This is a genomic window from Pseudomonas sp. MDT1-16, from assembly GCF_054898115.1.
The window spans coordinates 3566593-3582339 of the sequence record NZ_CM142717.1; the positions used below are offsets into that span (position 1 = coordinate 3566593).

A 15747-nucleotide genomic window follows, 5' to 3' on the forward strand; every position below is an offset into this window, starting at 1 on the left:
CGAAGTTTTTTGCAGCAATTACTGTTCAGGCTGCGGGTTTTCCTGCAGCAGCCGTTTGGGCAGGAACGCCGGCGAAATATGGATGATCGACATCCGCACCACGTGATTGAGCATCACGAAGGCAGGATCGAGCTTGAGTAGCAAAGCCGCTGCGGTCATCACCTCGACACCACCAGGAACCCACGACATGAACAGCGAAAGGAACGGCTTGCCGGTCAGCTTGCTGAACGCGAAGGCAACCAGCAGTGTCGTGCAGAACGTCAGGGCAGTAACCACCAGACCGGCGCGGATGTAGCGCACGAAATCCTTGAGCGTGATGTCCTTGAGGCGAATGCCGATCAGACCGCCGAGCAGGATCAGCGCAACGATCGCCAGTGGATCGGGAACATGCAGATGGACTTGAGGAAAACCGACGTTGACCGCGGCGGAGCAAATCAGCCCGGTCAACATGTAAGGCGCGGGAACATCGAAGCGCTCCAGCAGATAACCGGCGACCACAGCCGCGATCGCCGGAGGGATCACGCCAAGGTAATCATCAAACGAGCCCAGCACCGGCGCCGCGCTTTCGGCGTGCCCACCGGCAATGATCGTCACCACCAGCAACAGCGCGAGCAAACGCACAATGTGCACGAACGCGATGCGCCCGGAGGCCGGGCCCTCCTCTCCCGAGACCGTCATCACCGCCGCCATTGCGCCGGGAATGGACCCGAGCAGGCTTTCTAAATGCCCCCAGCGCTCCATGCGCCGCAGCCAGTTATAGCCGACGAAAATTTGCGTGGTCATGCAGATGAGCAGACCGACCAGAATGCTGAAATCCGTCAGCTCGTGCATCATCGAGGCGGTGACGATGGAGCCGACACTGACCCCTAGCAGCAACTGCACGGTAGCCACGAACGGATACGGCATGCGCATGCGCACACCCATTTTGCTGAGCGCCGTGACCAGGCAGATCGCGCCGATCAGCTCACCAAGCGCAAGCCCGGTCATGTAACCGAGCCATGCGCCCAGGGCCGCCACGGGAATCGGGATAAGGCTTTCGAACACAGTCTTCATTGGATATCCACTTTTCTGCGGGCGTGACGATTCCGTCCAGCTCAGGAAGGTCAGCTCAATTAATGTCGAAAGGTTGTGCGATAAGGTCTATGTCGCGGCGGCGATTTCGCTGCCCGACCAGTCGCAACTCTCGTGGAACCAGGCTTCGACCTGATGCAGCTTGTCGCGCAACTCGGCCTCATCCTGGCCTGCCACGATGGCGTTGAGGATTTCCGAGTGGGTGAATTCCATGCCGCCATAGGAGGTCATCTTCCTGGCGGAAATTCGGTACTCCAGGACACCGTTGAGCGGGCAGGTTTGCGGAACGTCGCGCAGCAGACCGACCCGCGGCGGGATGCTGATATGCCCGACCATCCGCAGCGGCGCGGCCATTGGCTCAGGGCGGTAGAACGGATCATGCAGCGCGCGCAGGAAGCTCATCCGCGGATCAATGCCCCAGGCGTGGGTCAGCTCCTGGTTGAAGAACACCCCGCCCAACCGCGAGGCGATTTCGCAGAGGACGATCTCGTCATTTCCATCCACGAAAAGTTCAAGATGAAACAGCATGGTCGGATCGGATGGCAGCACATCTTCGACCAGCGAACGCGCATAGCGAACCAGCCTGTCGCGCATCGGGTTGTCGGCGTCGAGCATGTGCAGGTCATGTGATTTGCCGCCGAGGAAATCCAGCGCCGAGGTCATGACCCGAACCGGTGAAACCAGGATCGGACGGCCATCGATGTACAGACCATTGACGATGTAATGGCTGCCACGCACATAGCTCTCGATCATCAGGTTGTGGAACGTGCTTGAAGTGCGCCCGGCCAGCCATTCCCGCAGCCGCTGCGAGTCGTCGAGTACCTCCACGCCGTTCGAGCCGCGGCCATCGCGAGGCTTGATGACCACCGGGAAACCGAAGCGCTCGCTGAAGCGAACCGCTTGCGTGGCATTGCTGATCGATGCCATTTCGGCGATGGCAAACCCGCAGTCCCTCGCGCGTTGCTTCATCAGGAACTTGTCCCGGTAAAACAAGGCGCGATCCTCGGCACCCAGCGTAATCCCGAGCCGATCATTGATGCGCGCCACCCGCAGCACATCGATCTCGGCCAGCGCCACACACAGCGGCGCATGGAGCTCCCGTGCAAGCTCATAGACATCGATCTCGACCAGCGCGCTGTCGTTAAAGTTGTCGAAGAGCTGGAAGCGAACGGTATGGCCCAGATGGGCCGCAATCTCTTGAGATCGCGAGGCGCAGCTCAACAGCATGCCTCCCTGGCCAAGCGCGGCAGACCAGCTCGCGGCAGAGTGCTGGAGAAGAATTTTCGGCGGGCAAAAAACAATGAGCTGCATACGGCTTTCCTTGCAATCTTCCATAGTTTGTAAATCTCCACCCCAGGCACATCAAATCCACGCCGGATCCGGAGCTTCAGTATCTTGATAAAAACCTGAAGTACAGGCCAATACCGATTCCGTCGTTATTGATACTTTCCCAAGCGCTGTTCAGGTCGTTGTCTGTCAGTCCAGGTATTGGCCGCACTCACGCATCACTGCAGCCTTGCGCTGCAGGTATTGGCCGAAGATTTCCTGGGCGGCGGACTTGACCACCTCGATGCCCATGACATCGACGAACTCCTCGACCCCTGCAACCGCGTGGGCGAAGTGATTGCTTTCGGTGCCGCCGGTGTGCACGGTGACCCAGGCAACAGTGGCCCGTACCTTCGCGGGCGGCACGCCCATGTCGCGTTCGAACCATAGCTTGAACAGCGGATGAATGAACTCCACTTCACCGTGGGTGTAGACCTCGTGAACCAGGGTGACCAACAGCCCCTGCAACAGGTCGCGGTCACGCAGGCGTCGCGCGTCCGTCCAGTCCTTGAAGGCCTGCGCCGACGGCAGGCAGTTGTCTTTCAGCAGCCACTGATCGTCACCGCAGATCGGCGTTGCCATGTTGTAAAAAAGCTCGGAATGCAGCGTGTTGCTCAGTGCGCCGAGGTCCTCGTCGGTGATCCGTTGCAGACTGCCGCAGACCCGGTAGAGCCGTTGCGCCGCTTCGCCCCACTGCTCGGAGCGCGCCAGCAGCGTGATGCGGTTGGCCAGGCCGGACACACTGGCGGCCGAGTTGTTGGTTTTCGACCAACTGCCAAAGAACTTGCGCAACTGCGGCGCAGCATGGCGGCGCGAGGTGAGCGTCTGGAACGTACTTTCGATGTCCAGCAGTTCCGATTCCTGGCTTCGAAACGCATCCACCAATGCTTGCTTCAGAACCCCGGCCGGCATCAGCTCCAGCACCGGCGCTATCACGTTCAACAACTGGCTTTTCAGCGTCAGCAGGTTACTCACGGCCATCTCACTTTTTTCCTTGTTGGATGATGATTTCAGGCGAATTCACGGGCGCGGGAGCGGCGATGACGGCAATGGGGAATACTTCCAACCACCCCGCACGATCAGCAGCGGCAGCAACTGGAAAACCGCGATCAACGCGATACAGCCAGGCCAGCCCCATTGCTCCCACAGCACGCCAGGCACAAAGGCGCCGAAGCTGCCGCCCAGGTAGTAGCAGGTCAGATACACGCCCACGGCGCCGGCCTTGTTTTGCCGGGCATGGGCGGTGATAAAGGCATTGGCCGCGGACTGGGCGAGGAATACGCCGGTGCAACTGAATGCCAGACCGACAACGATCAGCCACAACGATGGCCACAGGGTCAGCACCGAGCCGCTGACGCCCAGCCATACCGCCACCCTCACCAATTCACTGCGAGGCCGGGCCTTGCTCATGCGCCCGGCGATCGGCACCACCACCAGTGCCAGCAGGAACACCGCATAAATCGAACCGAGCGCAGCGGTGCCCAGCGCAAACGGCGCCCGACTCAGGTGTATTCCGACATAGGTAAACGTCGCGACCTGAGCGAACAGCACGCAGAAACCCACGGCGTAGGTGGCCAGCAACGGCCTGCTTAGCAATTCGCTGCGCATTGCCTGGCGATCGGCAGGCGTTTGTACGGGTGACCGAAGGTTGCGCGGCAACAGCAGGAAAATCCCCAGACCGATGATCAGGTTCAAGCCGGCCAGCACTGCCAGCGCCAGACGCCAATCATCGAACGCGGTCACCAGGCCGGTCAAAAAGCGTCCGCTAAAGCCGCCCAGAACCGTGCCGGCGATATACAGGCTGGTCATTTCCGTCACGTCACCGCCGCTCCAGCGCACGCCGATGTAGGCAACGCTGGTGGCAAACACCACCGGAATCAGCGTGCCTTGCACCGCTCGCCAGAGCAGAAGCTCGCTGAAACTGCCCGAGCAGGCCACCATCAGCGCAGGCAGTGCCAGCAATATCGCGGCCACGGCGACGACCCGGTGCTGCTCGCCCCGCGCAGTCAACCGGCCGACAAAGGGGGCGGTGATTGCCACGGCCAGGGTGGTGACGGTGATGCTCCAGCTCGCTTGCCTGGCGGAAATGTGAAACGCCGCGGCCAACTCGTTGAGCAGACCTTGAGTGGCATAAAGGTTGATAAAAGCGGCGCACCCAGCCAGAAACAAGGCAACTCGAGGACAACTCACGCAATGATTCCCAAGATTGATTGTAATTTTTTTAAACAACTTTATAAGATAGGCCGTCGAAAGGATCCAATACCTATTTCTGACCGATTGATACCTCAAGGATGACGATGATTGACCTCCGCCGCTTGCGCTACTTCCTGATCGTCAGCGACGAGTTGCACTTTGGCCGTGCCGCGGCACGCCTGCACATCGCCCAGCCGCCACTGACGCGGCAGATTTCGGCACTGGAAGCGGAACTGAGCTTTCGCCTGTTCGATCGCAGCACCCGCAACGTCACGCTCACCTCCGAGGGCCGGTATTTTCTGCCCTACGCCCGGGCGGTGCTGGAGCAAGTCGATCTGACGGCGAGCATTACCAGCAAGCTCGCGGCGGGTTCCGCTGGCCATCTGGCGGTGGGCTACGCCAGTTCGATTGCGCTGTCGGACATCTTCAGTCAGACCATTCAGGCCTTCTGCTCGGCGTATCCGGATGTGCAACTGACCGTGGAAGAAGGCGCGTCCAGCACCCAATCGTCGCAGCTCATCGAGGGACGTCTGGATATCGGCATGAGTCGTATGCAGCCGCCCGCCGAAGATGCCGAGATTCAAGCCATCTGCCTGGACAACGAGCCGCTGGTCGCGGCCATTGCCAGTGACAGCCCGCTCGCCCGGCAAGAACAGGTGACACTCGCCGAGCTGAGCGCCTACCCGTTGATCGCCTTCCCGACCGACTACGGTTCCGGATTGAACGAGATCATCAAGGCGCTATATCGGCGCCAGGCGCTGACCCCCCTGCCCGCACCGAAGGGCAAGCAGATCACCTCGATCATCGCCCTGGTCGCCGCAGGCCGTGGCGTCGCCGTAGTGCCCCAGTGCACCCAGACCTTGGTCAAGCGCGGCGTGACCTATCGGCCCTTGGCCGAACCCGGGGCCACCGCACCCTTGCTGGTATTGACGCGCAAACGCGAGCGCAGCCCGCTGGTCAAGGCATTTGTCGAAATCATCGAGCAGACCCTGCGAGCCAAGTGAATGATTTGAGTGGTGGATGCACGGCCGGACACACAATCACCGCCACTGGAAATCTGCGCTCACCGGACAAAATTGCCATCCCTCTTGCTCTCCTCTTTCGCGTTTTTCTTATCAGAGTCAACACGCCACAATACGTCCAACAACTCCCGTCAGATCACCCGTGCAGACGTTCACCATGGGACGGTGGGCAGGCGAACTGGAAGACGTCTACACGCAAAAACTGATCACCGGCGCCAAATTCGTGGATGTCGTCGCCTGCAACCTGTCCGGCCCCCTTAACTACACCGACACCGGCGAACAAGGTTCGGCGCTCGTCGGCCCGCTCGACAGCCTCCTGACGTCGGCCCTGGTCAGCGCCGCCTACGGCATGCACATAGTCACCGTGGGCTGCCAGTACAATGCGCGCGAAAATGCGCTGCCCTTCCTGCAGGAAACCGACCTGTCAGCAGTGGGTTACGCGATTGCCTCTCAATCATCGCTCAATACGGCGGTGCTACGGCACCAGATCTGTGGAAAAACCTGATCGTCGATGGCGCGTTCCCAAAGGTAGAACGACCAGATTTTGTAGCTCTGCTCATGTCTCTGGGCGAGAACGAGCTAATTGTCCAAGAGCGCTCGGGATTGCTGCTACCGGGTAGCGGCCATTCCCCCACGCCAAGGGCTGCTTCGGGTTGTGGGTTGAGCCAATCTGTTGCGTCGAAGAGTGGAATTCACAGCCGATGCCTGCCTGTTCTGCCCGGCAGTGATGGGTCGAATGCAGTCCTTCCTTTACCGACAGCTTTTGATACGGTCACTCGACAAATGCTTTAAGGCGCATCTCTAGATGGGTTTCGGTAAGCACGCATTTCTATCTGTTTTTAGGATTTACGTTAGGCGGGCATAAGCGTTAGCAGCCTTATTGATAGCAACAAGCCATGATGCGCAAGAAGTTGCGCAACTGTTTCGGTGAAAAGCCCTCCCGCAACGCTGGACGCCAGGTTTCTCAAGCCCTCCAGCCAAGTGCGCAAGCGATCTCTACCGAAATGCTCCGCGAGGTTTAAGAATCCACAACCAACTGATTTATATAGCCTTAACCGTTTCTGGCACGGACCTTGATAACAGTCAGGCACCCACCGGGCGATACCGCCTTCCGGGCACCCTCACTTATTTAGTAAGGAGAGCATCCTACACGTTGTAGCCGACGATTCCCGTGCCGCGCGTCATCATGGAACGGGCGTCTGGATCGGTCAGTGAGGCCTGTTTATCCGGCGACTCGTTGAGCTGAACTTCAATCGCTTGAAGCTCTTTCATTTGCGTCTTCAGCTTGGCGATTTTCTCTTCCCGCCGCACGGCGTTGGGCTTGGAGGCGGTGGGTTCTTGTCGATCGGCAGCATCGAGCACGGTCAGGCAACGGCTGATGCTCGATTCAATTTCTTCCATTCATCGTTTCAGTTTCGCGCTGGTGAAATTGCGGTCGAGGTTGTTGACCGCTTTGAACTTGCTGCCGTCGATGGCGACCAGATTTTCTCCAAACAGCCCCAACTGCTGACACAGCACGACGAACGGGCGACAGACGCCTCGGATGGCCTTGCTGTTGTCTTTTCGGAAGTTGGCGATGGTTTTGAAGTCCGGAATCAACCGCCCGATCAACCACATCAGCTCGACGTTGCGCTGGGCTTCTCGGTCCAGGCGCCGGCTCGACTGAATGCGGTTCAGATAGCCGTAGATATAGATCTTCAGCAGGATCGCGGGGTGGTAAGCAGGCCGGCCTGTGTCAGCTGGAATAGCGCCGGCAAAACCTAAGGAGACCAGGTCGAGTTCATCAACGAAGACATCGACTACGCGCACTGGATTGATATCGCTGACGTAGTCATCGAGGCTCTGCTTTGGCCTCGATGTTCACCTTGAATAAAGCGCTTCATGGGCGATCCCTGCGATGAAATCCTCAGAAATCATAGCAAGTGTTCGCGAAGGCGTTTTTACACACTCTGGGCCTTCAGTCAGTCCCTTCCCGCGCCAACCGTCTGACCTCAGCCTGTATGGCATAAGCCGGCGCCTCCACCGCATTGAAATCTTGCGTATAGCGCTGGGCAAATCCTTCTACCCCCCATTCCTGAAACTGCTGCACATGCTTTAGTTCGTGAGCCCAGAGCGCGGTGTTCTGTTCTGCGGTTTGAGCGTCCCGGAAGAGGATGATGTCAATCAGCGTCACGGCACCGACATCGGGGTTTTGCAACATGGCAGTGGCGGCACTGAATTGGCCGTTGTCGCTAACTTTGTAGTGCGCGGTATCGAGGATGCTGGGGTCGTACCAGCGCAGCAGTTGCTCCCGGATGTGCGGTGGAATGGGGTGGACGCTGGCGTTGGCTGCTTCAGCGCGGGCCTGGGTCAGCCACAGCGCCAGGGCAGGTGCCGCGATCTGGGAGATGCCATCAGGCAGGGGGCCGAGCATCAGTCCAAGGTCCGGCAGGCAGATGCAGCCATCCAGGCACACTTGTTTCTCGCCAGCTGGGCAGGCGCTGTTCTGGGCTGGCACTTCAAGAGTCAGGCAAAGAACAAACAGCGCCACCAGGCGCGTGGTGATGGGCGGCATTGGGCGCTCCAGGGACGGACGCAGCGCGAACAGTGGTTCACAATTGATCGACGACCCGCATAGCTTTAGCGTAGTCCCGAACTAAGCGGCCCCAGGATAATCGCAGGAAGCGACAGACTGCCTTTCCTGCGAATCCCCCACTTTAGTAGACATGCGTCCGCGGCAGCTCTTGGCTGGTAACAGCCCGTCGCGACAGGCAGCTATCGGCCAGAAGCGGACCGTTCCCACAAAACTTTCAGGTCCGCCTGAATACGCGAGCGCGCTGGCAGCCTCATTCAATTTGATGAAGCACTGTTCAGTATTCCGCCGATTAGTCGATAATTGAAACACTCCTTAGCTATCGGCACGCCCAGATGGATCAGATACTTTCTCTTCTCTCCGATACCATTCCCAAAGCCCAAACCCTAGAGCAGCTTACGCGTCCCTTGCTGACGCTGCTTAGCCAGGTAACCGGTATGGAGTCGACCTACCTTACGACCATTGATATCGACGAGGGTGTCCAGCGTGTTGAGTTCGCACGCAACATCGGTGACATGGTGATTCCTGAAGGGCTGGTCGTGCCTTGGACAGATACTCTGTGCAAGCGGGCGCTGGACGAGAATCGCATGTACTCGGATAACGTTGCCGAATGTTGGAGTGACTCGGAGGCCGCCGCGGCCTTGGGCATCAGAACTTACGTGAGCGCTCCAATCAGAGCCCAAGATGGGCAAGTACTGGGGACGGTATGTGCCGCCAGCTCGGATCAGGTGGCCCGCGCTCCTGAAGTGGAACCCTTACTGATGCTGCTGTCAGGGTTGCTGGGATATTCCCTTGAACGTGGGCTGCTGGTGGAGCGACTCCAGGCTGCCAACGCCGAGTTGACCAAGCTGGCCCTGACAGATCCGCTCACCGGCCTGTCCAACCGGCGTGCCATTCTAAACGACGCCGCGCGCCTGTTCGCCCTGGCCCAACGGGAGAACAAGTATGTATTAATGGGTGTCATCGATTTGGATGGGTTCAAGTCCATCAACGATACCCATGGTCACCTGGCAGGAGACCAGCTACTGCGCGGTGTGGCGGCCCAATTGCAGCATGGTCTTAGAACCAGCGACGTCATCGGGCGTACTGGAGGTGATGAATTCATCGTGATCGCCTTGGGTACTCCATCCGAACACTCGGACTTGGCAAAAGACATGCGACATGCCGCCGAACTACTTCAGGATCGCCTTTCCAAAGCGACTATAGGGCGCTATGAGCTGGGCCACGGTCTTGGTGATATTCACTATACCGGCGCGAGTGTTGGGGTAGTGGCGGTGATACCGGGCAGCATGACTGCGGACGAGGCCACAAAGCTGGCAGACCGCGAGATGTATGAGGTGAAACAGCAGCGAAACCGTCAACGGTTGTAGGAACGCCGAAGGTCAGCTTTGGGTCGATTTCAGCCCATCGTGACAGGCAGCAATCGGCCAGAAGCGTTCAATGGGCAACGGGATCGCTTGTCATCGGATGTATACAGAGTCGCTGAGAGGCTGTTGAGCTACTGGCGCTCTCGCTCTTCATACCACTGCATGAACGCTTCGGCGCTTACCAGTCGGCAGACGTGAAAACTCTGGGCCATGTCGTAGCGGTAACCGCCCAGCGCATCGAGCACGTCGGCTGTTTCTACGCCTTCGGCGATGACCGCCAAGCCAAGATTGTGACCACGATCGACAACGCTCCGTACGATTAGCTCGTTGGCTTGATCGCTTTGCATGGCCAGGGAACCGAGCTATTTACAGAAGCAGGATTAAAGATATTCATCGCTAAAGGATGAACATACCCTGGCCCTGCCAGTTTTCTTCGCCAAGTAAAGTTGCTTGTCCGCAGCTTCTATCAACGCCTGGAATTCAAAGTCGTCAGTGGGCGTCAATGTGGCGACGCCTATAGAAAGAGTCACCACACGATCTACATCAGAAGCAGAATGCTCAATACCCAGCGCCCGGATATGCTCTTGCATTTTTTCTGCAAGTTGGACCGCTCCGCAAAGACCTGTATTGGGTAGGATGCAGGCAAACTCTTCGCCACCATACCGAGCGACCAAGTCGTAGGGGCGTCTAACCGTTTCAGATAACGCTTGGGCAACAGATCTCAAGCAGCCATCTCCAGCCTGGTGACCATATTGGTCGTTGTAGCGTTTGAAAAAGTCAACATCCACCATAATGAGCGACAGCGGCTTTTGCTCTCGAAAGCACTGGCGCCAATCCGCCAATATGTCCTCATCGAATTTGCGTCGATTAGCCACTCCCGTAAGGCCATCCATTAATGCCATGGAACGCAGCAGATCGTTCTGTAGTTTCAGGGTCAGGTGTGTTCGCACACGGGCTCTAACAATGATTGGATTGATGGGTTTGCTGATGAAGTCGACCGCGCCAAGTTCCAGACCCAGTACCTCATCCGACTCCTGCTGCTGTGCGGTAATGAAGATGATGGGGATGTCCTGGGTCGCAGGGTCAGCCTTGAGTCGACGGCATACTTCATGCCCGTCCACGCCCTCCATAACCACGTCCAGCAGAATCAGATCGGGTAGTTGGGTCTGGCATACCGCGATCGCCTGCTCACCGCTGGTCGCCATGAACACATCACAGTCCTCACGAAACAACTCATGGAGTACCCGGATATTAATCGGCTGGTCGTCGACAATGAGGAGTTTTGGACGGTTATGGGGGTGTGGTAACCAGGTTTCCATCGATTGTTCCATCAGGCAAATCTCAACAGTTCACGACCCATCGGCATCGCAGCGGAAAAGTTTAGCGACTGCACCATGACAACCAGTTCGTCGAACTGTGGGCGCAGGGATTGCGGCGTTCTTGACGCCAATGCGTCTGCCAGCGCTATAGCTTGAAGGTTGCCCGCTTCCAGCAACAGCAAAATCTCCTCAAGGGATTCTCGCCATTGCGTGAGCGCCATCAATTCGGAGTCAACACAGACCTTTGCGATCGGGCTCTGACCAAAGTCGACATTCATCTGCTCAAGGCTTTGTTGCAGTAACCTGCTCAATTCATCAAACCATGTTGCGTCAGCAAAAATGCGCGCTACAGACTCTGCATCGCCGTGTTTTAGTGTGTGCTCCAAGTCGCCGGCCAGCAGCGAGAGCGCCTTGGCACCCATGGTGCCGCTGCTACCTTTAATTGTATGGAGCACAAAAGCTGCCCCAGATACGTCTTGCCGCTGGATCTGATCGTGCAACCGGCCAAGCAGTTTTTCTAGCTCGGGGCCAAAGTTACGCAGCACGTTGCGGATTAAATCGAGGTCACCTCCAAAACGATCAATGATCGATGCACGAGACTCGATCACGCCTTCTCCTGTATTGGCTTGGCCCGAGCCTGGAGATGCCTGGCGATCCTCAAGGCCCACTTGAAAAAGCAATGTTGCGACGAGTTGTTCCAGATCTATGGGCTTGCCGACATGCTCATTCATCCCCGCAGCAAGACAGGCCTCACGGTCGGTATTGGAGGCATTTGCGGTCATCGCCACGATCGGCAGCGCTGCAAAACGTGGATTCGATCGAATGCGACGGGTCGCCTCCAAGCCATCAATATCCGGCATCTGGATATCCATCAACACGGCGTCGAAGGGCACCTTCTCAGCCATCACCCTGCTCACACCTTCCAGACCACCTTCAGCCAGCGTCACTTGAGCACCTTCTCCTGTCAGTAACTCATCGGCAACCTGCCGATTAAGCATGTTGTCTTCCACCACCAATAGCCGCAGCCCAGCCAGGCGCTGCGGCCTGTCAACAGTTGACTTGGATGGGAGTGACTGCGCAAGGCCATTACCGTTGAGTGCTCGCTGAACAGCGTCGGCTAACTGCTTGGGCGTGACAGGCTTGGTGAGAAACCCCACGAAGGGAGCGTCTCCCATCTCGCTTGCGTCGGCCAACACTTCACGGCCGTAAGCGGTAATCATAATGATCATTGGAGGCGGTACGCCGTTGCCCTGCTGATGGATCAATTGCGCAGCGCTCAGCCCATCCATATCGGACATCCGCCAGTCCATCAGTACCACGTCGTAGGCTTCGCCTCTCGCCTGGGCGGTTTTCACCCATTCCACTGCTTGCGTGCCACCACTCACGTGGTCGGCCTCCCACCCTAATGCATGAACGGTTCGCAACAGCAATTCACCCGCCATGGCGTTGTCGTCGACGACCAGTATCCGTATGGACACATCGACTCCAGGACTGTCAGAACTCAGCAGCGATTTCGGCGCTACATCCAGAGTGATATCGAACCAGAAGCGACTTCCCATCCCCTGCTGGCTCTCCACCTGAAGTTCACCGCCCATCAAGCTGACCAACCGCTTACAGATCACCAAGCCCAGACCGGTGCCGCCAAAGCGACGGGTGGTTGAAGCCTCGGCCTGAGTGAATCCTTCAAAAATGCGCTGAAGTTGCTCCGGGCTGATACCGATACCTGTATCAGAAATGGCGATGCGCAAGCTCACAGTGTTTTCCGTGCGCATCAGTTGCTCGACGCTGACCACGATCTGGCCTTCCATGGTGAACTTGAGGGCGTTACCCGCCAGGTTGATCAGCACCTGTTGCAGCCGCAGGCTATCGCCTATCAGGTCGTTGGGTAGATTGGAGTCCAGGTCGAACATGACCTCGACTTCTTTCTGGCCCTGGTTGCCGGCCAGCACAACGGAGAGGTCACGCATGAGCGATTCGAGTTCGAATGGGTGCACATCGAGTTGCAGCTTGCCGGCCTCAATCTTGGAGTAATCAAGGATGTCATTGAGCAACCCCAGCAGTGATTTCGCAGCAGACTGTGCTTTGGTCACATAGTCGAGTTGGCGACCATTCAGGTCAGTGTTCTGCACTAACTGCAACATGCCCAGCACGGCGTTCATCGGCGTGCGTATTTCGTGGCTCATGTTGGCCAGGAACGAAGATTTGGCCGCACTCGCGGTATCGGCCTGTTCCTTGGCATACAGCAGATTTGACTCCAGCTCGCGCTGGGAGGTGATGTCCCGATTGATACCCGTCACACGCAAAGCCGCACCGCTCGGACTGCGTTCGACCTGCGCGCCTGCCTGTATGAAGCGGATCTGGCCGTCCGGGCGAACGACACGGAAAATGGTGTCGTACACACCCCTCCCCTCGACTGCGGCACTCAGCTTTTCAGCCGCTGCCACCGCATCGTCGGGGTGAACTCGCGAATACCAGTGCTGATAACCCAGACCATTATTGCGCAACGTCAGTGGCTGACCGTAGAACTCGAACATGCGGTCATTCCACTGCAAGGCATTGTCGGCCAACGTCCAGGACCAGATGCCCAGTTCGGCTACCTCAGCAGCCATCACTAACTGGTCGTGCACCGCCATCAGTTCACTACGTTGTTTCTGCGTCGTCTCCAGGCTCGCAGCCAGCTCCCTTTCCGCCGCTTTGCGTTCGGTGATGTCCACAGCGATGCCTAGATAGCCGCTCAATTCCCCGTCATCATCACGCATGGAGGTGACCACCAGCGTGACAGGAAGCCGCGAGCCATCCTTACGTATGTAAGTCCACTCCCGGGTTTCTGCACCTTCAAGCTCAGGTTTATAGGTAAACACACGGAAACCATCGATTGCCTGAGCGTACTCCTCGCTCAGTTCAACGCTACGAGCAGCGATTTCCGCTGGCACATGTATCGATTCAGGTGTGCGCTGACCCAGCAACTCATCGGCGTGATAGCCCAACAAATGCTCGGCGCCTTTGTTGAACACACGGATAACGCCATCGAGATCCGTCGCAATGATTGAGACCTCAGTGGCCGAGCGCAGCACGGTGCCTAACAATAGATTGAGATGCCGCAACTCGGAAGTTCGCTGCGCAACCTGCTCCTCCAGGTTTGAATTGAGTTCAAGAATTCGGGCTTCTGCTACTTTTTTCGCCGAGATATCCCTTAACGTCTTGGAGACTCCAACCACGCGACCACCCTCGCCATTAATGGGTGAGATGCTGGCGGAGATATCGATCAGCCGGCCATCTTTACGGCGGCGCTGGGTATCAAAGCCAGTGATACTCTCCCCGGCCCTTATGCGCGCAAGGATATGGGCTTCTTCAGCTACAAACTCCTCAGGAACAACCAGACTGACCAGCGTCTGGCCAACAGCCTCCTCGGCGGTATAGCCAAAAAGGTGCTCGGCCCCCTTGTTCCAGTTGGTGACGATGCCATCGAGTGTTTTTCCAATAATGCCATCGGCCGAGCTTTCGACGATGGCGGCCAGCCTTGCCTGTTCGGCCAATATCTGCCGCCGGCGTTGACGGCTGACACTCACGACACCCGCCAGAGTAGCCAGTAGAAGCGTGAGCAAACCACCCATCAACAGGACGACTGTTGGTGAAACCTGATGCAGGCGCTGGATGAACAACGGATGCGCGCCGAGTTCGATTTGCCATCGCCTCCCGTATACCTCGCGCTCCACCTGATGGTTCATCAGCGTTTCACGGCTGGCCGAATCGTCGGTGCTTTCATAAAACAGCTTCTCTTGCCCAGGGACAGTGATATCCCTTAATCGCAGATGCACCGTCTCGTTTTCTATGCACAGGTCTCTGAGTACCTCCTCTGTCCGCAACACGACATAGCTCCAGCCAAAAGCTGCGGCCTCTCGTTCAGCAGCGGTCGCCGGAGTCACACCGCCGCGAAAGATAGGCATCAACACCAGGAAAGACTGCTGCGGTTTCGCTGTACTCTGTATCAAAGTGATGGGCCCGGTTATCCGTGCCACACCGCTTTGTATCGAGGATAGGGCAGCCTCTCGCCGCGCAGTTTCCGACGCTATGTCCAAGCCAATTGCAGCCTGGTTACCCTCAGCCGGTTCGACATACTGGACAACGTAACGCTCGCCTGAATGAGGTGAGAATTGACGAATGGAGAAATCGGCTTTGCCATCGGCCCGAGCGTATTTGAGAAACTCGCGTTCATCGCGCTCCGATACTCGCCTGATAAAGCCCAAAGCACTTGCGCCGGGGAACTCGGCAGCGAGGTCGCGCGTTTGGTGATATTGACCAAAAACTTCGCGACTGATGCCATGCTCACCCGCTGTCAGCACCGCTCCACGAGCGCCACGCAATCCGTATTGGTAAAGATCGAGGCGAGTTATAACCAGCTCTGCCGCTTCTTCGGTAGCCGCGGCGATCGCCTCTTGGGCCTGCTGCTCGTTGATGCGTTCGAGGATCCAGCCACCCAGAATGCTTGCCCCTAACCCCACCACCAGAGTGATAGCTACGCCCCAACTCAATGCAAAAAACTTATGTTTTCTCACCCGCATTGTCCCATTGCAGAAGACCTTCAAGCCTTCAATATTAAAGTTTGAACCCTGTTGAGAGCGTCTGTAACTTAGTTCGTATGCATCACATTAACCATGAACCCCGTGGATAAAAATGTGCATATTTGAGTAAAGGGAACAGGACGGAAATATAGATAAACGTCTTGTCGCACATTCCTTCGGCCCTCGCAAATCCCTTGTATTTAAAAACAAAAAATCCTCGCCCGGCTTTTCTGCGGTGAGATGCCCTGTCGGTGTCCCCGAATGCGCTCAGGCCAGGCCCGCCCATCGTTGAAGTCTTTCGAGGTCCGCTTCAGG

Annotated in this window: 11 protein-coding genes and 1 pseudogene; 3 read left to right on the forward strand and 9 right to left on the reverse strand. The window is 57.5% G+C overall.

Annotated features, from left to right (window positions below; all coding sequences use genetic code 11):
- Positions 1 to 18 precede the first annotated feature (18 nt).
- From ACYZT3_RS16330 to ACYZT3_RS16345, 4 genes are all read right to left on the reverse strand, one after another.
- Positions 19 to 1053 carry an AbrB family transcriptional regulator gene (locus ACYZT3_RS16330; RefSeq protein WP_282375888.1) on the reverse strand — a complete coding sequence of 345 codons (1035 nt, stop codon included), beginning with the start codon at positions 1051 to 1053 and terminating at the stop codon, positions 19 to 21.
- Between the two features lie 87 nt (positions 1054 to 1140).
- Positions 1141 to 2382: an ATP-grasp domain-containing protein gene (locus tag ACYZT3_RS16335; protein WP_282375889.1), complete on the reverse strand. Its 1242-nt coding sequence runs from the start codon at positions 2380 to 2382 to the stop codon at positions 1141 to 1143.
- Between the two features lie 165 nt (positions 2383 to 2547).
- The gene (locus ACYZT3_RS16340) at positions 2548 to 3378 is read right to left on the reverse strand and encodes a hypothetical protein (protein WP_462030294.1); all 831 of its coding nucleotides are present in this window, start codon (positions 3376 to 3378) and stop codon (positions 2548 to 2550) included.
- 39 nt (positions 3379 to 3417) lie between these two features.
- Entirely contained in the window at positions 3418 to 4587 is a 1170-nt protein-coding gene (locus ACYZT3_RS16345) for an MFS transporter (protein WP_282375891.1), read from the reverse strand.
- Between the two features lie 107 nt (positions 4588 to 4694).
- Here ACYZT3_RS16345 and ACYZT3_RS16350 point away from each other — a divergent pair, with 107 nt between their 5' ends.
- Both ACYZT3_RS16350 and ACYZT3_RS16355 read left to right on the forward strand, forming a co-directional pair.
- On the forward strand, positions 4695 to 5594 hold the full coding sequence (locus ACYZT3_RS16350; RefSeq protein ID WP_282375892.1) for a LysR family transcriptional regulator: 900 nt from the start codon (positions 4695 to 4697) through the stop codon (positions 5592 to 5594).
- Positions 5595 to 5754: 160 nt separating this feature from the next.
- Entirely contained in the window at positions 5755 to 6117 is a 363-nt protein-coding gene (locus ACYZT3_RS16355) for an OprD family outer membrane porin (RefSeq protein WP_348775345.1), read from the forward strand.
- A gap of 644 nt (positions 6118 to 6761) precedes the next feature.
- Here ACYZT3_RS16355 and ACYZT3_RS16360 read toward each other — a convergent pair.
- Both ACYZT3_RS16360 and ACYZT3_RS16365 read right to left on the reverse strand, forming a co-directional pair.
- A pseudogene (locus ACYZT3_RS16360) lies at positions 6762 to 7495 on the reverse strand (transposase); the annotation flags it as partial.
- A gap of 74 nt (positions 7496 to 7569) precedes the next feature.
- The gene (locus ACYZT3_RS16365) at positions 7570 to 8166 is read right to left on the reverse strand and encodes an eCIS core domain-containing protein (RefSeq protein WP_462030295.1); all 597 of its coding nucleotides are present in this window, start codon (positions 8164 to 8166) and stop codon (positions 7570 to 7572) included.
- 353 nt (positions 8167 to 8519) lie between these two features.
- Between ACYZT3_RS16365 and ACYZT3_RS16370 the strand changes: the two genes are divergently transcribed.
- Positions 8520 to 9554: a sensor domain-containing diguanylate cyclase gene (locus ACYZT3_RS16370; protein WP_282375894.1), complete on the forward strand. Its 1035-nt coding sequence runs from the start codon at positions 8520 to 8522 to the stop codon at positions 9552 to 9554.
- A gap of 128 nt (positions 9555 to 9682) precedes the next feature.
- Here ACYZT3_RS16370 and ACYZT3_RS16375 read toward each other — a convergent pair whose 3' ends face one another.
- Genes ACYZT3_RS16375 through ACYZT3_RS16385 form a run of 3 tightly spaced genes read right to left on the reverse strand, consistent with a single transcriptional unit; the run spans position 9683 to position 15432 of the window.
- The gene (locus ACYZT3_RS16375; RefSeq protein ID WP_462030296.1) at positions 9683 to 9898 is read right to left on the reverse strand and encodes an EAL domain-containing protein; all 216 of its coding nucleotides are present in this window, start codon (positions 9896 to 9898) and stop codon (positions 9683 to 9685) included.
- Positions 9899 to 9931: 33 nt separating this feature from the next.
- Positions 9932 to 10882, reverse strand: coding sequence for a PleD family two-component system response regulator (locus ACYZT3_RS16380; RefSeq protein WP_282375896.1), 951 nt, complete (start codon positions 10880 to 10882; stop codon positions 9932 to 9934).
- The gene (locus tag ACYZT3_RS16385) at positions 10882 to 15432 is read right to left on the reverse strand and encodes a PAS domain-containing hybrid sensor histidine kinase/response regulator (RefSeq protein ID WP_462030297.1); all 4551 of its coding nucleotides are present in this window, start codon (positions 15430 to 15432) and stop codon (positions 10882 to 10884) included. Before ACYZT3_RS16385 ends, ACYZT3_RS16380 begins: the two co-directional genes overlap by 1 nt.
- Between the last annotated feature and the right edge of the window lie 315 nt (positions 15433 to 15747).